Genomic DNA, 22,235 nt, shown 5'->3' on the forward strand with positions numbered 1-22,235 from the left:
TCCCCTTTGTTTTTCCTCAGTAACACTTTTAAAACATGGTCTGGCTGAAATTCAGCACTAAAATAAATTTTTAAATTTTTCCCATATCGACATGGGAGCTTCCTTACTACTGTAATTAGCAGCTTTTCCCTCCTGCTGTTGATTCACACCGTAATTCAACAAACCGACGCCCGTTGAATAAATCGGATTATTCACAATATCGCTCAGGCCGGTCACATTTTGTGGCGCACCCAAACGCACTGGCATATGGAAAATTTCCTCAGCCAGTTCGACAACACCTTCCATCTTTGAAGTGCCGCCTGTTAATACAATGCCCGCCGCAACCAAGTCTTCATATCCACTGCGACGCAACTCTGCCTGTACCAAAGTGAACAACTCGTCGTAACGCGGTTCCACAACTTCCGCCAAGGCTTGACGAGACAAGTCACGCGGATCTCGATCACCCACGCTGGGCACTTTGATGGTTTCATCTGCACCGGTCAGTTTTGCCAGTGCACAGGCGTATTTGATTTTTATTTCTTCCGCATGCGGTGTCGGTGTGCGCAGGGCCATGGCAATATCATTGGTGACCTGATCGCCCGCAATTGGAATCACACCGGTGTGGCGAATCGAACCTTCCGTAAAAATTGCAATATCGGTGGTACCACCACCGATATCCACCAGACACACGCCCAGTTCTTTTTCATCTTCGGTCAAAACAGAATAAGAAGACGCCAGCTGCTCCAAAATAATGTCTTCCACTTCCAGACCACAGCGACGAATACACTTTTCAATATTCTGGGCCGCGTTTTGGGCACAAGTTACCAGATGCACCTTCGCCTCCAAACGGACGCCGGACATTCCCAGAGGTTCTTTCACCCCTTCCTGTTCATCAATCAAATATTCCTGGGGCAATATGTGCAGAATTTTTTGATCTGCCGGAATCGCCACGGCCTGCGCCGCATCGATCACACGATCAACATCCTGGCTGAACACTTCACGGTCTTTAATCGCCACGATGCCGTGGGAATTCATGCTGCGAATATGGCTACCTGCAATGCCTGCATACACCGAATGAATCTGGCAACCCGCCATCAACTCCGCTTCTTCTACAGCTCGCTGAATGGATTGCACAGTGGATTCAATATTGACCACAACACCTTTTTTCAAACCGTTCGAGCGGTGAGAGCCAATGCCAACCACTTCCAACTGGCCATCGACACCAATCTCGCCAACAATGGCGACCACTTTTGAGGTGCCAATATCCAAGCCAACAATCATTTTGTTTTCGCTTGAACCTGCCATTTATTATCCCCTGTTGGTCCTTCAGACCACTTTCAAATCATTGTTGTGATGGCGCTGCCGCCAGTTCATTTATCGGCTCACGCCAACTCACAGAAAATCCATTCTCGTAACGTAAATCAACCGCTTCAATCTGCGCCGTTTTTTCTTTCAACGTCTCAGGATAGACCGCCAATAAACGCTGTACTTTTTCAACCAACTGATCGCGGCCCAACTCCAACATCCAGCCATTGTCCAACGTTAACTGCCAGGACATGCGATCATTGGCCGATAATTCCGTTACCACCAGATCGTAGGCGGACAACAACTGGTTAAAGCGTTTAAAACTGCTCATAACCAGTGCTGAGGATTCTTCCGGGCCATTTAACTTTGGTAAATCCTTCAGCAGTTCACTGGCATCTCCAGCGCTGACCACCTCACCTTTTGCACTTAAAAAACCGTAGTCATCCCAGCGTGCAATCGGTACTTCTTCAAATACTTTTACCGTAAGCTGATCCGGCCAGTTCCGACTCAACACCACCCGGGCCACCCAAGGCTCGGCTTCCAGTTCGCTCTTAATGCTGGCCAATTGCAGCTGCAAAAAGCTGCGATCAATCAATGGCTTAACCTTATGGCTTAGGGCCTCTTTCTTCAGATAGCGAAACTCGCCTTCAATTGCGACTTTCGCTACCGGCCGGTCCACCATCTCCAACAGCGGTTGACGGCCATACACTACCAGCGCGGCGAGTAAGGCAATCAACAAAACCACACTGCTGTAGTAACCCCAGCGAATCTCTCGCTTGGGTTTAAACTCAGCTCTTGGTTTTCTTACTGCACCTCGTTGCGCCTGACTCACCGTTACACCTGCCCCGATTGCCCGACCAGGCTGCTATACAAGATTTGTGCAACCAAATGTTCAAAATCTTTACCGGCGGCCTTGGCAGCCATGGGCACCAAACTATGACTGGTCATCCCGGGTACGGTATTTACTTCCAACAAATAAAAATTACCCTCTTCATCAGCCATCACATCCACGCGCCCCCAATCTTTGCAATCCAGACTGTCGAAGGCTTGTTTGGCCAATTGCTTTAATTCCTCTTCCCTGTCCCCTGCCAAACCGCAAGGGCAGAGGTATCGGGTTTCTTCGGATATGTATTTTGCGTCGTAATCGTAAAACTGATTATCAGTTTCCAGTTTAATCGGAGGTAACACCTCGTCCGATAATACTGCGATGGTGTATTCCGCCCCCGTAATCAGCCGCTCTGCGATCACACAGCGATCGTATTGCGCAGCGTTTTCATAGGCGGCCTTTAATTCAGCGGCGCTGTTTGCCGGAGCCATACCAATGCTCGAACCTTCGCTCGCTGGCTTCACCATCACCGCGCCGCCTAACTCTCCTATGACCTGTTCCCAGTCACTGTCAGCCTCAAGCACGGCAAACTCGGGCGTACTCAAGCCCATGCCACGCCATAAGTATTTGCAACGCAGTTTATCCATCGCATGTGCCGAAGCATTCACACCACTGCCAGTAAACGGAATGCCCAAATAACCCAGTAGGGCCTGCATCCGGCCATCTTCGCCAGCACCACCATGCAGTGCGATAAACGCATGATCGGGGCGCTCCTTTTCCAGCATTTCGATGGCATTTGCACCGATGTCCATGGCAAACGCATCCACCGAAACCTTCTGTAAAGCTTCCAGAATGGCCTGACCACTTTGCAGCGATACTTCCCGCTCAGCGGATTCGCCACCCAACAAAACGGCTACACGCCCCAAACCGGATAAGGCCTGACTCAGCGCTTGCTTGTCGTTCAATACTGTTGTGCTCATCTTGTTCATCAATCCCAACTCAATAAGCGTTATTTACGCCCGAAGGCGGTCTTTGCCAATGTGCTTGCCAGAGCTCCCACATTGCCGGCACCCTGAGTAATCACAATGTCACCCGGACGCACCAAGTTCGCCAATACTTCCGGTACCTGTTCAGGTTCGGCAGCAAAAACTGGATCAACCGCACCACGGGTGCGAATACTGCGACATAAACTGCGACCATCCGCACCGGGTACCGGGGCTTCTCCCGCGCTGTACACTTCGAGCAAAACCAGTGCGTCCACACCTGACAGCACTTCAACAAAATCTTCGTATAAATCACGAGTCCGGGAATAGCGATGGGGTTGATACACCATCAGCAAACGACGCTCGGGCCAACCTTCGCGGACCGCTTTAATCGTTGCGGCCACTTCCGTTGGATGATGGCCATAGTCATCCACCAGCATGGCGCTGCCACTACCCACATCGATATCGCCGTACACCTGGAAGCGTCGCCCAACCCCTTCAAACTGAGCCAACCCAGCCTGAATGGCTTTGTCATCAACGCCTTCATCACTCGCAACTGCAATCGCCGCAGTTGCATTCAGAACATTGTGCAAACCGGGCATCGCCACACTGACTTCAAGATCGTTTTCCACACCGGGGCGGCGAACCTTAAAGCTGCTGCACATACCTTCCTGCTTGATGTCATAAGCATAAAAATCATTGTGTTCAGCCAAGCCATAGGACAACACTGGGCGTGAAATATCCGGCAGAATTTCATTCACGACGGGATCATCACCACACACCACTGCCAATCCATAGAACGGTAAATTGTGAAGAAACTCGATAAACGTGTGCTTCAGCTTTGAGAAGTCACCCTCATAAGTTTCCATATGATCCGCATCGATATTGGTAACGATGGCAACCATGGGTTGCAGGTGCAAAAACGACGCATCACTTTCATCAGCTTCAGCCACCAGGTAACGACTTGCACCCAGCTTGGCATTACTGCCAGCGCTGTTCAGCAAGCCGCCGATAACAAAAGTTGGATCTTTATCACCGGCTGCCAACACCGAAGCGATCAGACTGGTGGTGGTGGTTTTACCGTGGGTACCGGCAACTGCAATACCGTGACGATAACGCATCAATTCACCCAGCATTTCAGCTCGACGAACAATCGGGATACGTTGAGCACGAGCTGCAATAATTTCCGGATTCTGCTCGTCGATTGCCGTGGAGTTCACCACAACATCAACGCCGTCAATATTCTCGGCTTCGTGCCCGATAAAAATTTCGGCCCCCATCGCCTGCAGGCGAACGGTATTTCCTGATTCACGAATATCGGAACCGGAAATTTCATATTTCTGGTTCAATAAGACTTCCGCGATGCCGCTCATGCCAGCGCCGCCAATTCCGATAAAATGAATGCGGCGAATCCGACGCATTTCAGGAATGTCGATTACATAATCAGCCATGTCCGGCCTCCACACATACATCAGCAACGCGCTCTGTGGCATTGGGGCTCGCCAACGCTCGGCCTTTCGCGGCCATCTCCACTAAATTGTCGCGATCTGATAATAATTCGTTCAACAGTACAGCCAGCTTGTTCTCATCAAGTTCACTTTGCTGCACAATTCTTGCGGCGCCCGCTTCAAGCAACCACTGGGCATTCTTAGTCTGGTGATCATCAATCGCATGGGGAAATGGAATGAACAACGCTGCAATACCCACCGCCGCAATTTCCGATACCGTCAGTGCGCCCGCGCGGCAAACAATAAAATCGGCCCAGGCGTAAGCCGCCGCCATATCATCAATAAAGGCATCTACCCGCGCTTCAACACCGGCTTGTTGATACGCTTCGCGGCACATCGACAAATGACGCTCACCACATTGATGCCATACTTGAGGACGCAAAGACTCATCCATCTTTTTCAATGCCAGAGGCATCATTTGATTGATCGCGAGCGCTCCCATGCTGCCGCCCAGTATCAACAGACGAGGCGGTTCATTTTTCGCAAGACGCTCGTCAATACGTGACTTATCTTGCCAAAGCGCGCTGACTTCTGCTCGAATCGGGTTACCGGTATGTTCCGCATCCTTCAGGGCACCAGGGAACGCTACAAGCTTGCGTTTAGCGGCCAACCCTGCCAATAAGCGATTGGTTGTTCCCGCTACGGCGTTTTGTTCATGAATAACCAAAGGCACGCCAGCCAATCGAGCGGCGATACCACCGGGTCCGGAAGCAAAGCCTCCCATGCCCAATACCGCATTGGGCTGCAGCCGTCGAATCACTTTCGCCGCTTGCGCAATGGCTTTATTAATCAGGAAAGGCGCTTTCAATAAACTGCTGACACCTTTTCCGCGGACGCCTTCTACATCCATAAAATGCAATTCAATTCCCGCAGCCGGAACCAATTTGGCTTCAATACCTTTACGGGTACCCAACCATTGGATATCCGCTCCCCGGCTTTGCAGTTCTTTCGCGACGGTCAAAGCTGGAATCACATGACCACCTGTACCACCGGCCATAATCAAATAGCAATGTCCAGCCAAGCTGGCGGCTTGTTCAGTCATGCTGCCAACTCCTCTGTTGCATTGCTCTTTTTGCGCGGCATACGTTTCACCTTGGGTTTTACCAAGGCATCGCGACGCAGCTCCCAATCTAGGCGCAAAATAAAACCAATTAACGCAAAATTCGCAATCAGACTACTGCCGCCCCAACTTACAAAAGGCAAGGTCAGCCCTTTGGTGGGTAAGAACCCTGAAGCCACACCCACATTAATCAGCACCTGGGTAGAGAACATAGCGGCAACACCGAAACAGGCCAGGGCAGCGAATTTGTCATCCGCCGCCATCGCGCGACGAGAGATACCTAAAATGCGAGCGATAAAAGCAACAAACAAACCCAGCATCAACACCACGCCAAACAAACCGAATTCCTCGGCCATAATGGCGAAGATAAAATCAGTATGCGCTTCCGGCAGATAAAACAATTTTTGAATGCTGTTGCCCAGCCCCATGCCGAACCATTCACCACGACCAAAGGCAATCAGCGATTGAGTTAACTGATAACCGCCGCCGTATTGATCTGCCCATGGGTCCAGGTAACTAACCAATCGTTGTAAACGATAGGGGGTTGCCATCGCCAAAGCTGCCAATGAGCCCGCACCCAACACCACCAACAACAGAAATTGATGCAAACGCACGCCGGCCAAAAACAACATCGACATAGCGGTTACTGTGATCACCACGGTACTGCCAAAATCCGGTTCCAGAATTAAGAGGACGGCGATCAATACAATACTGGCAATGGAAATGGCGAAGCCCCGCCAGCCATTCAATAAATCAACTTGGCGGCGGCTCAGATAACTGGCAAAGAAAACAATCACACAGAACTTCACAACTTCTGAAGCTTGCACGGTAATAAAACCCAGATTAAACCAGCGCTGGGAACCATTCACACGCTTGCCCAATCCTGGCACTAAAACCAAAGTCAGCAGCACCAGAGCCAACAATAAAAACAACGGGCCATAGCGACGCCACAACTGACTCGGCATGGCCGCAACAAAGCAGGCTCCAATCATCCCAAGCACAATGTAAATGGTGTGACGCTTGGCAAAATGCAAACTGTCAGAAAACAAGCTGTCCGCAATACTGACCGAAGATGACGCCACCAAAATAATTCCACAGGAAACAATCGCCCACAGAATGGTTAATAGAGGCCAATCAATAATGCTCAAATTTGGGCTTGCGTAAGCAGTGCTCGCCTTTTGAGCTTTTTTGGCGCGGCGTTTTTCAGGCAGTTTAACCGCGGCTAATTCAGCCATGGCTCACCTCCTTCACCGCATTCTTAAAGGCATCGCCCCGCGCTTCAAAATTCGCATACATATCAAAGCTGGCACAGGCCGGTGACAACAACACCGCATCGCCAACTTGAGCAAGATTAAAAGCCTGTTGAACAGCTTCAGGCATATCCTCAGCCTGCTCAATACTGATAGTGAGGCCGTCCATTGCCTTGGCAATGCGTTCGCCGTCCTGACCGATACACACCAATGCACGACAATGTTTGCTGATCGCCGGGCGCAGCTCTTCAAAATTTGCGCCCTTGCCAACACCACCAGCGATCAACACCAGTTTCTGTTGCTGACCCAATCCTTCCAGGGCAGCAACGCTGGCACCGGTATTGGTTCCTTTGGAATCATTAATAAAATCAACGCCAGCAACCGAAGCGACAAACTCACAGCGATGGGCCAATCCAGGAAAATCCTGCAGGGCTTCCAACATAGCGCGCTGTTCCAATCCCGCTGCTTCACCCAGTGCCAACGCCGCCAACGCATTCTGCACATTGTGCTGCCCTGCAAGAGACAAGCTCGCAACCGGTAACAGGAGATCCAGGCCTTTGGCCAGATACTCAACGCCATCGCGCTGACGCACGCCATACTGTCCGAGATCCGGTTCATTCAAGCCGAAGCTGACCTGCTTCACCCCTTCTGCCAACAAGGCCTGTGTCAGAGGATCACGTCGATTAAAGACGACTTGCTTAGCGCCGCGATACACCTTTTGTTTGGTTTGGTGGTAAGCCGCCATACCCTCATAGCGATCCTGATGATCTGCACTGATATTCAAAATGCTGGCGACTTTGGCACCCAGCTGAGGCGTGGCTTCCAGCTGAAAACTGGAAAGCTCTAGAATGTATAAAGATTTCTTAGGTTCATTGAGCAATGACAAAACCGGCGTGCCGATATTGCCGCCCAAACCATAATCAATGCCCGCCTTCTGAGCCATATGCCCCAACCAGGCGGTCACGGTGCTTTTTGCATTCGAACCGGTGATCGCCACAATGTCACCTTCGCATTGTTCGGCAAATACAGACATATCACCATGCACTTTAATGCCGCTGGCAATGGCATCTTGCAGGGCAGGATCCGCCATCGGAAAGCCCGGGCTCAACAAAATCTCACTGGCGGCCATCAAACTGTCCTGATGTAAACCGTCGAGATGCAAAGCGCGCAAATATTGGCTATCAGCAAATTCTTCCTCAAAACGATTGAGCATCGGGGGCTGTTTGCGCGTGTCCATCACTACGAAGGCGATACCCCGAGACTCAAGGTAGCGGGCATAGGACAGCCCTGTAAGCCCAAGGCCCACAACCGCTATCATTTTGTCGCTACCAATCAACATAAGATTCTCTAAATCAAATTCACTGTTTAACGAAGCTTCAAGGTCGCCAGACCAAACATCACCAACATCACGGTGATGATCCAAAAGCGCACGATGACGCGAGGCTCCGGCCAACCTTTTAATTCAAAGTGATGATGCAAAGGCGCCATGCGGAAAATTCTGCGTCCAGTCAGCTTGTAAGAGCCCACCTGCAAAATCACAGATACGGTTTCCATTACAAAAACGCCGCCCATAATAAAGAACACAATTTCGTGGCGAACGATCACAGCGATAATGCCCAGTGCCGCGCCCAGCGCCAAAGCACCCACATCACCCATGAACACCTGAGCCGGGTATGTGTTAAACCACAAGAATCCCAAACCGGCACCGCCCAACGCGGCGCAGAAGATCACCAGCTCACCAGCACCTTCGATATAAGGAATATGCAAATATTCAGCGAAATTGGCATTACCTGCGAGGTAGGCAATAACACCCAGCGCACCGCCCACCATCACCGTGGGCATAATTGCGAGGCCATCAAGGCCATCGGTCAGGTTCACCGCATTACTTGAACCCACCACGACAAAATAACTGAGCACAATGTAGAAAATACCCAGATCAAGAACCGCATTTTTAAAGAATGGGAAAATCAATTGTGTTTCCACCGGGCTCACCGCGGTGCTATACAAAAAGTACGCTGCGCCCAATCCGCCCACGGACTGCCAAAAATACTTCCAGCGCGCAGGCAGCCCACGAGAATTATTCTCCACCACTTTGCGGTAGTCATCGACCCAGCCTACCGCACCGAAGATGGCTGTCACCGCCAGAACTACCCAGACATAGCGGTTACTCAAGTCTGACCACAGCAGCGCTGAAATAAAAATACTCGCCAGAATCAGAGTCCCCCCCATGGTCGGGGTGCCGGATTTGCTCAAATGGGATTCCGGGCCGTCATCACGTACGGCTTGTCCAATTTGCAAACTATTAAGACGACGAATCATCCAGGGCCCTAACCACAGGGACAAACCCAAGGCGGTCATCACACCAAGAATCGCGCGCATTGTCAGGTATTGAACAACCGCAAAGCCGCTCACATATTGCTGTAAGTACTCGGCTAACCAAACTAACATGATGCCCCCGTCGATTGCCCATTTTCAGAATCAGACAACAAGGCCTGAACTACCGTTTCCATTGCCGCACTGCGCGAACCTTTTACTAACACAGTGCATTGCTCAGCCAATTCTTTTTGTAGTTTTTCCAACAAGGCGGCTTTGTCAGCAAAATGCTCTCCGACCTTGCAGTGTTTGGCTGCGTGTTTTGACAAGGTACCTACGCAGTACAATACCGAAATATTTTTATCTTCCGCATAGCGACCAATTTGCTTATGCAGTTTTTTTTCTTCCGAACCCAGTTCGCCCATATCACCCAAAACCAAAATCGTTTTGCCTTTTTGGTCGGCCAACATATCAATAGCTGCCTGAACTGACCCTGGATTGGCGTTGTAACTGTCGTCAATAATTTCAGCGCCACTACTGTGCTTGTGGCGCTGCATTCGGCCACCGGCATTTTTTGCCGACTGCAAACCCTCAACAATCGTATCCAATGAAACCGAACACGCGTAAGCACAACTGGCGGCGGCCAGTGCATTAGCCACATTATGACGACCCGGCATAGCCAAACGCACATGGGCGCTGGCAATCGGCGTACGTAACTCAAAGGCGTAACAAGCGTCGTCTTGCAACTCAATATCGCAAGCGAAGATATCTGCCTGGGGTGAACCACAGCTGTAACGTACAATTTGTGACTCAGCCAGACCACTGGCCCAACGGTCAGCGTATTCGCAATCTTCGTTGATCACCGCTTTCGCTGAAGCATCCAGCCCTTGATAAATTTCACCCTTAGCCATGGCCACACCTTCCAGGCTACCAAAGCCCTCGAGATGCGCAGCCATTACATTGTTCACCATCACCACACCAGGCTTGGCAATAGAACTCAGGTAAGCGATTTCACCGGGGCCACTGGCACCCATTTCTATCACGGCGTATTGCGTATCCGATTGCAAACCCATCAATGTGAGAGGCACGCCGATGTGATTATTCAAATTGCCCTTGGTGGCCAACGTAGGGCCCAGCCTTGAAAAAATACTGGCCAGCATTTGCTTTACGGTAGTTTTACCACTGCTACCGGTAATGCCCACCAATGGGCCTTTAAAAGATTGGCGAAACATTTGAGCAATGGAGGCCAACGCCGCATAACAGTCGGGCACTTTAAGCTGAGGCAAGTCAACATCACTTTGGACCTCTTCCACAACCGCCGCGACAGCACCGCTTTCCTTAGCTTTAGCCAGAAACGCATGACCATCAAAATTTTCGCCACGCAGAGCAACAAACACATCACCCGCGGAAATAGCACGGCTATCGGTACTCAAACCTGACACAACAATGTCTGAGTCCACCTGTAACGCCAGCGCCGAAGCGAGTTGTCGCAAACTTAGGGGAAACATTAGCCCTGCCCCTCCTGTGCCGCTGCATTTTGTGAAAGCTGCTTTTCCTGCAGGCACTTTTCTGCAATCACGCGATCATCAAACCAAAGCTTCTCGCCTTTGATAATTTGGTAGTCCTCATGGCCTTTACCGGCAATCAAAACACAATCGCCTGCAGCGGCTTCATGAATTGCGCGTTCGATAGCCATTCGGCGATCAACTTCAACAAGCAACTCACATTGATTCGCATCGATGCCCGCTAAAATATCGTCAATGATTTGTTCTGGATTTTCATTACGCGGGTTATCGCTACTCACCAGCAATTTATCCGCTCGACTTGCTGCAATGGCGCCCATCTCGGGGCGCTTACCTCGATCGCGATCACCGCCGCAACCAAATACGCACACCAACTTTCCACTGCAATGCTGGCGCACCCCTTGCAAAGCTTTATCCAAGGCATCTGGCGTATGAGCGTAGTCAACAATTACGGTCAAACCCGCGCTTTCAAATGTTTCCAGGCGACCTTTTACAGGCTGCAGCATTTCCATCGCAGAACAAAGTTCTTTCCAGCTCGTACCTTCCGCTAGCGCAGCGCCCAAAACGGCCAGCAAATTACTCACATTAAAACTGCCTAACAGGCCGGTTTTAAGTTGAATGGCGCCCCAAGAGCTTTTGATGGTTAACACCATTCCTCGAGGTAAATAATCCACTTTTGCACAATACAGATCAGCCAGGGAATTCTTACAACTGTATGTGATAACTTTTGATCCGGATGCTCTTAGCACATGGGCAAACAATTCGCCGTATTCGTCATCCAGATTCAGAACCGCCGCAGACAAACCTTTAAAAGCAAACAATTTTGCTTTGGCTTTCGCATAGGCGGCCATATTGCCGTGATAGTCCAGGTGATCACGACTGATGTTGGTAAACACCGCAATGTCAAAGTCCACGGCAGCAACACGCCCCTGAACCAAGCTGTGCGAAGACACCTCCATGGCGACCGACTGAATACCGGTCTCACGCAAGTCGGCAAGGATAGACTGAGCACGCAGCGCATCCGGTGTGGTCATACCGGTATCTTGCAGTTTGATGTCCGCGCTGCGATTCACCTCACCGTAACCCATGGTGCCCAACATTGCCGCTCGCTTACCCAGCAAGGCTTGCAATTGAGCATAAAGCTGGCTGCAACTTGTTTTACCATTGGTTCCAGTAAAAGCCACCAAAGATAAAGCTGTGCTCGGTTCAGAATAAAAGTTGGCCGCGATACGGCTCATTTTCTGGAGCAGGTTGCTGACCGAAATAATCGGTCTGGATGATAGAAAGGCAACATCGCCATGCTGCTGTTGATCGGCCTCTTGGAGAACCACAGACGCACCGCGCTCCAGTGCGCTGGCAATATAACGACGGCCATCTGTTTCCAAGCCAGTGACCGCAATAAAACAGTCGCCCTGCTTCACTTTTCGACTGTCTTGCTGCAAACCGGCCACGTGAATGCCGGCCAGCTCACCCAGCTCAACGTTCAAACCGGACAGCAAGTGTTGCAGACTACTGTAGTTGGACGTACTCATTTGGCACCTCCAATGGCAGCAACTTGTTGATCGTGCGTTTGTTGAGGCGGGACTCGCAAAAGGCGCAACGCGGATTCAGCAACCTGAGAGAAAACCGGCGCAGCAACTTTACCGCCGGAATAGGCCTGAGTTCCCGGCTCATTGATCATCACTACAGCCACAATTCTCGGATCGTCCGCAGGCGCCATACCGGCAAACAAAGACATATAACGGTTCTCTGCGTAACCCGCTTTGCCGAGCTTGTGCACAGTACCGGTCTTTCCAGCTACCGGGTAATCGTTGATCTGAGCCAAAGTCCCCGTGCCACCTTTTTCAGGGACGGTTTTCAGCATTTTGCGAACTTTTTGCACCAGCTCTTTTGCGACGACCCGCTTGCTCTCAACACCTTCCTGTTGATGCAAAATCGACAAAGGGCGGAACAGGCCATCGCTGGCAATGACATTATAAGCCTGCGCTAACTGAGCTGCAGTTAAGCTCATTCCATAACCAAAAGAAAAATTGGCATGCTCGGTCGCATGCCATTTTCGGCGATTGGGTAGAGAGCCGGTTCGCTCTCCCGGAAAGCCTGTACCGGTAACAGCGCCAAGCCCAAATCGCTGATACATGTCTCGAATAATTTCAGGTTCCATCTGCATGGCCACTTTCACAATTCCGACCTGACTGGATTTGGTCACAATTTTTCCGAGGTCAATTTCGCCGTAGTTCACCGGATCAACAAATGTCTTACCGGGTACTCGAACGTACCCGGGGCTGGTATCAATCATAGTGTCAGTCGAAAACTTACCTGTTTCCAATGCCGCCAAAATGGTGAGCGGCTTCATGGTGGAACCTGGTTCGTATTGGTCTGTCAGTGCGCGGTTACGCAATTGCGTAGCCTTCATTTTGCTGCGATTGTTTGGGTTGTAGGATGGCTGATTCACCATCGCTAATACTTCCGCCGAATCCACATCAAGAATCACAACAGAACCGGATTTTGCCTTGTAAGCTTTTAGCGCCGTTTTCAATTCCCGCGAAGCCATATACTGCAAGCGCAGATCAATACTCAAACGAATGTCTTTGCCGGACTGAGCGGCGCGAATCAATCCCGCATCCTTGATGACTCGGCCTTTAAGATCCTTTATTACGCGCTTTTCACCCGCCTCACCACGCAACCAATGATCGTAGGCAAGCTCCAGACCTTCTTGACCCTTGCCATCGATATCAATAAAGCCAATCAAATGCGAAGCCACTTCAGCCGCAGGATAAAAACGCTGGTATTCCGTAGTTGAATAAACCCCTTCAACATCCAAAGCAAGTGCAGCCTGAGCTTTATGAGGCGGCAAATGTCTTTTCAGGTACATGAACTCTTTATTTTTAAAGCGCTCGATTTTCGCCGCCAATTCAGATTGCTTTAAACCCAGAGACTTCGACAGGGCGCGTAGCTGACTTTTGTCGTTTTTCAAAAGCTTGGGGTTCGCCCAGATGGAGGTCACGGGCGAACTCACGGCCAAAGGCTCACCATGACGGTCGGTAATCAAGCCCCGGTAAGCGTTAATGGTTTCGTGACGCACAGTGCGAGCATTACCCTGCCCCTGTAAAAATTCATAACCGCGCTCATTGCCCGGCACAACTTGCAAAAACGCCAGATGCCAAACTAACGCGGCCAACAAAACAACAATGACAACGACCGTAAAGTAAAAACGCCAACGTTCCAGTAAAGCGGTCGCCAGGCCCTTACCTGCTTTAGGTGCCTGCATGCGCTTTTTAGCTGTCGCTTTCTTGTTCGCTACTTTTGTCACTATTGTTCGCGTCTTGCTGCTTTTAAAGTACGTTTACTCAGTAACTTCTGTTGAATTACTTCAGAATAACCAATTCATTTTCGGCCGGAGCTTTCATGCCCAGCTGTTTTTTCGCAACCGATTCGACCCGGCCATAGCTCGCCAGAGTGCTCTGCTCCAGCAAATATTGACCCCAGGCAACCTGATAGCCGTTGGTCATACGCTTGGCGAGCTCCAATTGATTGAGTTTGATGCGACTTTGGTGAGTGCTATTGACGACCGCAATAGCGGACAGCATGACCAACAACCACAACACCGTCATGATCAATAGCCAACGCCACTGAAACTCCCCCAATTTTGCCACCTCAAAACACCTTTGCTCTTAAAGCTTTTGCGCCACACGCATGACCGCACTGCGTGAGCGAATATTTTCTGCCAGCTCATCTGCATCGGCCTTTACCGCCTTGCCAATGCTACGCATGGTTTTATCCAACTGATCTTCAGTCACCGGCAATCCTGGCGGCAACTCTTGACCTTTTTCCTGGCGGCGAATAAAACGCTTCACCAGACGATCTTCCAAAGAGTGGAAACTGATCACAACCAAACGCCCACCAGGCTTAAGAATGCGAAGACTTTGTTCCAGTACGGATTCCAAGTCGCCCAGCTCATTGTTAATGTGAATACGTATACCCTGAAATGCCCGGGTCGCCGGGTTTTTGCCCTTTTCCCAGGCCGGGTTGGCTTCAGCAACAATCCGCGCCAATTGCAGAGTCCTTGTAATGGTCTTGGCTTGTCTGGACTCTACAATGGCGCGCGCGATTCGCTTGGCAAACCGCTCTTCTCCGTACTCTTTGAGTACACGGGCAATTTCTGTCTCCTCAGCAGAATTTACCCAGTCGGCCGCCGTCATACCCGCATCACTATTCATGCGCATATCCAACGGCCCATCCTGCATGAAGCTAAACCCCCGTTCCGCTTCATCCAGTTGTGGCGACGACACCCCCAGATCCAGCAATATGCCGTCAACCAAACCTTCCATGCCACGCTCAGCGACAAATTCTTCCACCTGCGCAAAAGAACCGTGCGCTATCTCAAAACGCTTTTCTTCACCGAAGCGTTCATTCGCAACCGCGATGGCTTCCGGATCTTTATCGATGGCCAGCAATCGGGCCTTACTACCTAACGCATCCAGAATACGAGCACTGTGGCCACCACGACCAAAAGTGCCATCAATATAAAAACCCTGTTCGTCACCCAACAAACCGGTGACCGCCTCGTCCAGCAAAACACTGTAGTGCGGTGAATCACTCATACCCAAACCACCTACAATGACAGGGATTGCATTTCAGGCGGCACTTCATCATCAACCGCCTCATCCAACAGAGCTGTCCAACTCTCTTCACTCCAGAGCTCAAATTTCTTACCCTGCCCAACCAGCATCAGTTCTTTTTCCAGGCTGGCGTATTTGCGCAGTGGACCGGGAATTGAAATACGGCCGTTGGCAGGGTCCATCTCCACAGCCGAGGCGTAACCAATCAGCAAACGCTTGGCTCGGGCTGCCACTTTATTAAAGCTGGGAAGATTTTCGATTTGCGGAAGAATTTGCTGCCACTGGGGCTCCGGATAAACCAGCAAGCAGCGCTCTTCGGTATTGGCGGTAATGACCAAACGTCCTGCACAGGCCTGCGTCAACGAATCACGAAGACTCGTTGGGATGGCCAGACGCCCCTTTGCGTCCATATTGATGGCATGACTACCTTGGTACACCGACATTCACCGATCGCTATTTTTGGACATTTGCTCCACCAAACCCCACCTGGAATCTGGAATGCACACAAATCTCCACTTTTTTCCACATAGCTACACTATAAATCTGAACTAGGCAAAGTCAAGGCAAAAAGCGTTTAAAATCAGGGATATTGCAGCGATCTTCGAGAAACTTGTTAAGAAAAGGTCATTTCATGGCTTGAAAAATTAAAAAAAGCAAAGGAAAAACAGACAGATAAAAGCCAAACTTAAAGTAATACTTTAAGTTTTTAGCGAGTATAAATTTGAAATTAGGAAAACTGAAAAATAATCAGTCAAAAGAATGAGTCAAAGGCGGCCTGTAAGCCGGGTTCTGTCGTGAACAGTCATTCATCTGGGATGCTCGTCACCGAACACCTCAAGCGACCTACCCGAATCCAGCGCGGGCAACGCCTATAGGATTCCTATTTGGTCTTGCTCCGAGTGGGGTTTACCATCGCCGCAGACTGTTACCAGCTGCGCGGTGCGCTCTTACCGCACCTTTTCAACCTTACCGGCCGCAAAGCGGCTTAGGCGGTTTCCTTTCTGCTGCACTTTCCGTAGGCTCGCGCCCCCCAGGTGTTACCTGGCACTCTGCCCTCTGGAGCCCGGACTTTCCTCCCTCCTAATAAAAGAAGAGCGACTGCCCAGCCACCTTTGACAGGGTGAACAATAGCGATTCAGCCAGCCACATGCAAGCGCTGGATTCTTAACAATTCCTGATGCTCGCCAAACAAAATAACCATATAACTTTACAGTCTACTATTGCAATTGACAGAAACGTTCTAAATCACTGTCATTCATGGACAAACTGGCCAGCCAGGTTGGCTATTCAGCCTAAATGGTATATGGTTCGCGATGCCTGAGCGTCGAGAACGATCGACATACAACAACAAAAACAAAAGCTTAGGCACAACACTGTAAAAACTACTATAAATAGTAGCTGTAACAGACACCTCGTATAAGTCTGAGCAGCAAACACCCGCTCATCACAGGAGATCGACTGATGAAATCTATTAGACAGCGCACATTAAGTGTTGCCATCGGCACCATAGCAGCCGCTGCAGCCATGCCCTCTCTCGCACAGCTCGCCCTTGAAGAAGTTGTTGTAACCGCTCAAAAGCGTGAGCAAAGCCTGATGGATGTACCCATTTCCGTAAACGCGGTAGCGGGTGAAAAAATGAACGAGGCTGGCATTAACAACCTTGAAGACATGACCGCCTATGTTCCCAACCTAACATTTAACCAAACGGGTATCGGCACCATTATCGGTATTCGTGGTATCAGTTCTGGTATTAACCAGGGCTTTGAGCAGTCAGTAGGCCAGTACGTAGATGGCATCTACTACGGTCGCGCCCAGCTGACTCGCGCACCTATGTTTGATATGGAGCGTGTTGAAATTCTGCGCGGCCCTCAAAGTATCCTGTTCGGTAAAAACTCCATTGCCGGTGCGGTTTCCATGACCACCGCCAAACCCACCGATGATTTCGAAGGTTCTGTAACGGCCTTGTATGAGCCCGATCACGGTGAGCGTGACGTCAAACTGGTTCTTTCTGGCCCCTTAACGGACACCTTGAGTGGCCGCCTGGCGATTCTGGATCGCCAAATCGACGGTTACTACAACAACACAACTCTGAACCGCGATGAGTCAGACGAAGACGTCAGTGTTGTACGCGGTTCCCTGCGTTGGGACGCTTCTGACGATACCACCGTTAACCTGAAACTTGAGAAGAGCAAGTTCGACACTAAAGGTCGCTTCCTGGAACTGGTTAACGAAGTAGGTGCTGTGCCCTACTCTGCTGCCGTAGCTCAGGTAAATGCCGCGGTTGGCAATGGTGCTTACGTTCTGGATGCAACTCAGGATTTCAATCGCCAATCCAATGGCGACAGCAGTGACAACGAAACTGAAAACCTGACGCTGAATATCGAGCATCAGCTGGGTGACATCACTCTGACGTCGATCACTGGTTACAACGCTTACGAGTATAAAGAAGATTGTGACTGTGACTTTATCGGGGCCAGCATCTTTACCGCTCAATCCGGTGAAGATTTTGATCAGGTAAGCCAGGAAATTCGTTTCACTTCTCCAGGTGGTGAAACCGTCGACTGGATTGCCGGTGCCTTCTGGCAGTCAACTGACCTGAAATTCAACGACTCCATTACGGTTCCTGGTGACAGCTTGCTGCGCTTCCTGAACCCGAACTTTGCCAACATCGCCACTCAACGTAACTTTCAACAAGAGTCTGATCTGTGGTCTGTGTTCGCTCAGGCGACCTGGAATATTGATGACGAGTTTCGTTTGAACCTGGGTGCTCGTTACACCTCGGAAGATAAAGAAGCATCGCGTCGTCAATACCATGTAGATCCAACCGGTGCTGACGTAGGATCCGACAGTGTCTTGCTGAACACCTTGTTTTCAGCATTTGCCATTGAGCCTTACGACACTATCCGCGCTGACCGCGACGAAGGTGCCTTCACTCCGCTGATCACCGCTCAGTGGGATGTAAGCCCGGACGCTATGTTGTATGCCACTTACACCACCGGCTTTAAAGGCGGCGGTTTTGACGTTCGTTCAAACGCCCACCCTGATCCAGCTTATGGTGTAACGGTTCTAACCGCAGCAGGCCCAGTTCTGAATCCAGGTCGCACCGGTGTGTTTGAATACGAAGAAGAGAAAGCGACCAGCTTCGAACTGGGTGGTAAGTTCACTCTGGCCGATGGCGCTGCTGAATTGAACGTTGCTCTGTTCCGTACCGAGTACGAAGACCTGCAGACCTCTCAGTTTGATGGCACCCTTGGCTTTAACGTGACCAACGCCGGTGAAGCCACCAGCCAGGGCTTGGAAATGGACGGTCGTTGGTTGTTGGCGGAAGGCCTGACTCTGACCGGTTCTGCGGCATACCTGGACTTCGAATACGACAAGTTCCCGAACGGCCAGTGTGCCTTTGGCGTAACACCAAACAGCACCAGTAACCCAGGTCTGTGCGACTTCTCTGGTCAGCGTCGTGAATTCACGCCAGAACTGCAAGGTACTCTGAGTCTGGATCACATCGTGCCAGTGGGTGACAACTTTGAACTGCACTCTACTCTGGATCTGATTTACAGCGATGACTACTTCGCATCACCCACTCTGGATCAAAACCTGGTTCAGGAAGCCTACACCAAAGTTAACCTGCGTGTTGCCTTCGGTGCGGCTGATGGCCAGTGGGAAGTGGCTCTGATTGGTAAGAACCTGACTGACGAAGAAGTTGTGACCTTCGGTAACGTTGCTCCACTGTCTACCACCTTGACTCAAGGTAACGGTGCAGCGTACTACGCCTTCTTCGACCGTCCTCGTTCGGTTGCGGTACAAGGCACTTTGCGCTTCTAAGCGCGCTTTTTACCAAGCCCATAAAAAAGCCAGAACCCTTTGGGTTCTGGCTTTTGTTTTTTCAGAGAACCATTTTCTCTTAGCCGGTAAATCCTTACATGGGCATTAATCCGGCTTGTTATCCAAGGCCCATTGATAGAGTTCTTTCTTTCTCAAGCCGCTGATCTCTGCACCGATTTGAGCCGCCTGCTTAACCGGAAGCTGAGCCAACAAGCAACGCATCATATGCTCAACCTTCGCATCAATTTGCTTGTCCTTCGCCTCAAAACCTTTCACCAACACAACCATTTCGCCCTTTCGCTGATTCGGATCTTCCTGAACTCGAGATAACACCTGTTGAGCACTGCCCGCCAACACGGTTTCATAAGTTTTGGTGATTTCGCGGGCCAATACCAGATCTCGCTCAGCACCGAAAACGTCGACCATGGCCGCAAGACTGTCTTCAATACGGTGAGGCGCTTCGTAGAAAATCATCGTGCGCTCCTCTTCGAGCAACGCCTGAAGATAGTTTAAACGCTGCCCGGATTTCGCCGGCAGAAAACCTTCGAAGCAAAAACGATCCGAGGGTAAACCCGCCACACTCAAAGCGGCCGCCATAGCGCAGGCACCCGGAATGGGTACAACGTTAATATCTGCATCGCGCGCCAACTTGACCAGGCGATAGCCCGGATCGGAAATCAACGGCGTGCCCGCATCACTGATCAGGGCGATATTCTTTCCATTCTGTAACTGCCCGATCATGGCTTCACTGTGGGCTTGATCACTGTAATCGTGATAGGCCTTAAGCGGTGTATCGATTGAAAAGTGCTGACACAAACGAGCGCTATGCCGAGTATCTTCCGCCGCAATTACATCCACTGAATTCAAGACATCGATTGCACGCTCACTGATGTCGCCCAAATTTCCGATCGGGGTGGCCACGACATAGAGGGTACCAGCACCCCCACCTGTAGAATTTTTCATCGCTGGCACGGAACATTCACCTCTCATTCATGGCCAAAGAGCAGTATATTACTCCCTTCACCGGCAACTGGCATGCATCCGCTGAAGATAACTTGATATGATTAGCCCCAGACCTGAAGTAGAGAGCACAATGAGTACCGTTTTGAAAAACTCACCCCGCCACTTTCCCCGTTTGGGCGCCAGCCGAATTGCAACCGTTCTTATTGCCAGCGCCCTGCTCAGCGCCTGCGGATCAAATCCCAGTCGGGATCAAGGCAGCCTCCAACAGGCGGCGGCTCAAATTGAACACCCCCAGCAAAGCGTCGCCCAATTGTTGAAGCTGGCACGCAGCAGCCAACCCCGGGACGCCAGCCAGTATCTCTTGCAGGCCGCCCAACAGTTAAGCCAACAGGAAGAACTCAGCTGGGCACAAAACCTGTTGAAAAATGTCGACCCCATGTTGCTAGGCAATGAAGACTTTATTGAATACAGCCTGCTCACAGGCAAGCTGGCGATGGAGGACGGCTCTTACTTTCTGGCCAAAGACACCTTTAGCAGTGAACGTCTGGCGACACTTAGGTCCCAAATGCAGCCTGAACAGCAGCGTCGACTGGGCGAGCTGAAAGCCACTCTGTTCACTCTATTGGGCGAAACCCAAGCGGGTGTTGAAGAACGCCTTCAACTCAGACAGTGGCTTGAGAGCGATCAATTGGCCGGCAATGAACGCGCCCTGTGGCAAACACTGATGATGGAAAGCCCGGAACAGCTCCAGAACCTTGCCGGAAAACGCCAGCCGTTTCTGCAACAAGGTTGGTATGAGCTGGCCGCCATTGCCAAGAACCAGAGCGACAGCATTGAACAGCAACAAGCCAAAGTTCAGCAGTGGCAAATGAACAACCCGGGTCACCCGGCAGCGGCCAACCTTCCGGAAGATCTTCGCTTGCTGGGTCGCCTGATTGCCGAGCAACCCCGAAAGCTCAGTCTGATGCTACCGAGCCGGGGCAAGTTTGCCCGTGCGGGCAAAGCGATTCGCGATGGTTTTATGGCTGCTTATTACCAAGCCGTTGAAAATGGCCAGCAGGCGCCACAACTCGAACTCATCGATAGCAGTCAGGGCGATATCATTCAGCTTTATCAACAGGCAGTTCAGGGTGGCAGCGATTTGGTCATCGGCCCGCTCGATAAACGTCAGGTTAAACGCTTGAACGATGTCAGCGATCTCAATGTACCCGTACTGGCAATGAACTATATCCAGGCTCCCTCCAGTGAGCAGCAGGATGAATACCATCAACAACTCTTCCAATTCGGCCTGGCGGTAGAAGACGAGGCTCGTCAGTGCGCCCAAAGAGCTTACCTGGAAGGTCATCGCCGGGCATTGGTGCTCGCTCCCCAAAGTGCCTGGGGCAATCGAGGCACCCGGGCATTTATGGATGAATGGCAGCGCCTGGGCGGAGAAATTGTGGGTGAACAACGCTTTACCGGTAAAGGCGACTATTCGCGGGTAATCAAAAACAGCCTGCAACTGGACCTGAGTGAAAACCGCTATCGCAATCTGCAAAGAATTCTTGGCACCAATTTAGAGTTTGAACCGCGCCGCCGGCAAGACGTGGACATGATTTTTATGCTGGCCAATAACAATCAGGCCAGGCAGGTTAAACCCACCTTGGCCTTCCACTACGCCAGCAAGATTCCGGTTTATGCCACCAGCCATATCTATGGCGGAAGCAAAGCCTCGAAAACCAACCGCGATCTCAATGGTGTGCGCTTCACGGCACTGCCCTGGCTGATGCAGGAAGACGAGGGCCTGAGACAAGACGTAGATAGCTACGCCAAACCAAGCCCAGCCTATCAGCAGCTCTACGCGCTGGGCGCCGACAGCTTCGCCCTGTACCCGCGCCTGAGCCAGCTGGCCCAGGTACAGCAGTTGCAGTTACAAGGTCGCACAGGACGGCTGCAGATGCTTCACAATGGTCAGCTGGCCAGACAGCAGGACTGGGCCATTATGCGCAATGGCAAAGCCCAGCCTCTTGAAAACATCAGCCAGCAATAACGGCCAAAAAAATCAGCAATTGGTGTCTCTCACCTCAAGGGCTGCGACCGCT

Annotated in this window: 17 protein-coding genes and 1 other RNA gene; 2 read left to right on the forward strand and 16 right to left on the reverse strand. The window is 51.0% G+C overall.

Annotated features, from left to right (window positions below):
• Positions 1-57: 57 nt before the first annotated feature.
• The 15 genes from ftsA to rnpB form a co-directional block, all read right to left on the reverse strand.
• Entirely contained in the window at positions 58-1,284 is a 1,227-nt protein-coding gene (ftsA, locus tag G8768_RS14905; protein WP_166845331.1) for a cell division protein FtsA, read from the reverse strand.
• A gap of 37 nt (positions 1,285-1,321) precedes the next feature.
• Positions 1,322-2,116: a cell division protein FtsQ/DivIB gene (locus G8768_RS14910; RefSeq protein WP_166845328.1), complete on the reverse strand. Its 795-nt coding sequence runs from the start codon at positions 2,114-2,116 to the stop codon at positions 1,322-1,324.
• Between the two features lie 2 nt (positions 2,117-2,118).
• Complete coding sequence (locus G8768_RS14915; RefSeq protein WP_243749504.1) at positions 2,119-3,090, reverse strand: D-alanine--D-alanine ligase; 972 nt, start codon at positions 3,088-3,090, stop codon at positions 2,119-2,121.
• A gap of 29 nt (positions 3,091-3,119) precedes the next feature.
• The gene (murC, locus tag G8768_RS14920) at positions 3,120-4,544 is read right to left on the reverse strand and encodes a UDP-N-acetylmuramate--L-alanine ligase (RefSeq protein ID WP_166845320.1); all 1,425 of its coding nucleotides are present in this window, start codon (positions 4,542-4,544) and stop codon (positions 3,120-3,122) included.
• Positions 4,537-5,643 (reverse strand): undecaprenyldiphospho-muramoylpentapeptide beta-N-acetylglucosaminyltransferase, encoded by a 1,107-nt coding sequence (gene murG, locus G8768_RS14925; RefSeq protein ID WP_166845318.1) that lies wholly within the window; start codon positions 5,641-5,643, stop codon positions 4,537-4,539. Before murG ends, murC begins: the two co-directional genes overlap by 8 nt.
• On the reverse strand, positions 5,640-6,896 hold the full coding sequence (ftsW, locus tag G8768_RS14930) for a putative lipid II flippase FtsW (RefSeq protein WP_166845316.1): 1,257 nt from the start codon (positions 6,894-6,896) through the stop codon (positions 5,640-5,642). Before ftsW ends, murG begins: the two co-directional genes overlap by 4 nt.
• Positions 6,889-8,250: a UDP-N-acetylmuramoyl-L-alanine--D-glutamate ligase gene (gene murD, locus G8768_RS14935; protein WP_166845314.1), complete on the reverse strand. Its 1,362-nt coding sequence runs from the start codon at positions 8,248-8,250 to the stop codon at positions 6,889-6,891. Before murD ends, ftsW begins: the two co-directional genes overlap by 8 nt.
• Positions 8,251-8,276: 26 nt before the next feature.
• Positions 8,277-9,359 carry a phospho-N-acetylmuramoyl-pentapeptide-transferase gene (mraY, locus tag G8768_RS14940; protein WP_166845312.1) on the reverse strand — a complete coding sequence of 361 codons (1,083 nt, stop codon included), beginning with the start codon at positions 9,357-9,359 and terminating at the stop codon, positions 8,277-8,279.
• On the reverse strand, positions 9,353-10,732 hold the full coding sequence (locus tag G8768_RS14945; RefSeq protein ID WP_166845310.1) for a UDP-N-acetylmuramoyl-tripeptide--D-alanyl-D-alanine ligase: 1,380 nt from the start codon (positions 10,730-10,732) through the stop codon (positions 9,353-9,355). Before G8768_RS14945 ends, mraY begins: the two co-directional genes overlap by 7 nt.
• Positions 10,732-12,279 (reverse strand): UDP-N-acetylmuramoyl-L-alanyl-D-glutamate--2,6-diaminopimelate ligase, encoded by a 1,548-nt coding sequence (locus tag G8768_RS14950; RefSeq protein WP_166845308.1) that lies wholly within the window; start codon positions 12,277-12,279, stop codon positions 10,732-10,734. Before G8768_RS14950 ends, G8768_RS14945 begins: the two co-directional genes overlap by 1 nt.
• Complete coding sequence (locus G8768_RS14955) at positions 12,276-14,057, reverse strand: peptidoglycan D,D-transpeptidase FtsI family protein (RefSeq protein ID WP_341801012.1); 1,782 nt, start codon at positions 14,055-14,057, stop codon at positions 12,276-12,278. The genes G8768_RS14950 and G8768_RS14955 overlap by 4 nt, the downstream gene beginning before the upstream one ends.
• 55 nt (positions 14,058-14,112) lie before the next feature.
• On the reverse strand, positions 14,113-14,400 hold the full coding sequence (gene ftsL, locus G8768_RS14960; RefSeq protein WP_166845306.1) for a cell division protein FtsL: 288 nt from the start codon (positions 14,398-14,400) through the stop codon (positions 14,113-14,115).
• An 18-nt stretch (positions 14,401-14,418) separates the two neighbouring features.
• Positions 14,419-15,348 carry a 16S rRNA (cytosine(1402)-N(4))-methyltransferase RsmH gene (rsmH, locus tag G8768_RS14965; RefSeq protein WP_166845304.1) on the reverse strand — a complete coding sequence of 310 codons (930 nt, stop codon included), beginning with the start codon at positions 15,346-15,348 and terminating at the stop codon, positions 14,419-14,421.
• Between the two features lie 11 nt (positions 15,349-15,359).
• A complete protein-coding gene (mraZ, locus tag G8768_RS14970; protein WP_341801024.1) occupies positions 15,360-15,803 on the reverse strand; it encodes a division/cell wall cluster transcriptional repressor MraZ in 444 nt (147 codons plus the stop codon).
• 325 nt (positions 15,804-16,128) lie between these two features.
• Positions 16,129-16,480: RNase P RNA component class A (gene rnpB / locus G8768_RS14975), an RNA gene on the reverse strand.
• A 347-nt stretch (positions 16,481-16,827) separates the two neighbouring features.
• On the opposite strand from rnpB, the gene G8768_RS14980 reads away from it, so the two are divergent.
• On the forward strand, positions 16,828-19,191 hold the full coding sequence (locus tag G8768_RS14980; protein WP_166845300.1) for a TonB-dependent receptor: 2,364 nt from the start codon (positions 16,828-16,830) through the stop codon (positions 19,189-19,191).
• 105 nt (positions 19,192-19,296) lie between these two features.
• On the opposite strand, the gene rsmI is transcribed toward G8768_RS14980, so the two are convergent.
• Positions 19,297-20,154 carry a 16S rRNA (cytidine(1402)-2'-O)-methyltransferase gene (rsmI, locus tag G8768_RS14985; RefSeq protein ID WP_166847426.1) on the reverse strand — a complete coding sequence of 286 codons (858 nt, stop codon included), beginning with the start codon at positions 20,152-20,154 and terminating at the stop codon, positions 19,297-19,299.
• A gap of 130 nt (positions 20,155-20,284) precedes the next feature.
• On the opposite strand from rsmI, the gene G8768_RS14990 reads away from it, so the two are divergent.
• Complete coding sequence (locus G8768_RS14990) at positions 20,285-22,183, forward strand: penicillin-binding protein activator (RefSeq protein ID WP_166845298.1); 1,899 nt, start codon at positions 20,285-20,287, stop codon at positions 22,181-22,183.
• Positions 22,184-22,235: the final 52 nt, after the last annotated feature.

The organism is Pseudoteredinibacter isoporae, from assembly GCF_011602085.1.
In the GTDB taxonomy this organism is placed as follows: domain Bacteria; phylum Pseudomonadota; class Gammaproteobacteria; order Pseudomonadales; family Cellvibrionaceae; genus Pseudoteredinibacter; species Pseudoteredinibacter isoporae.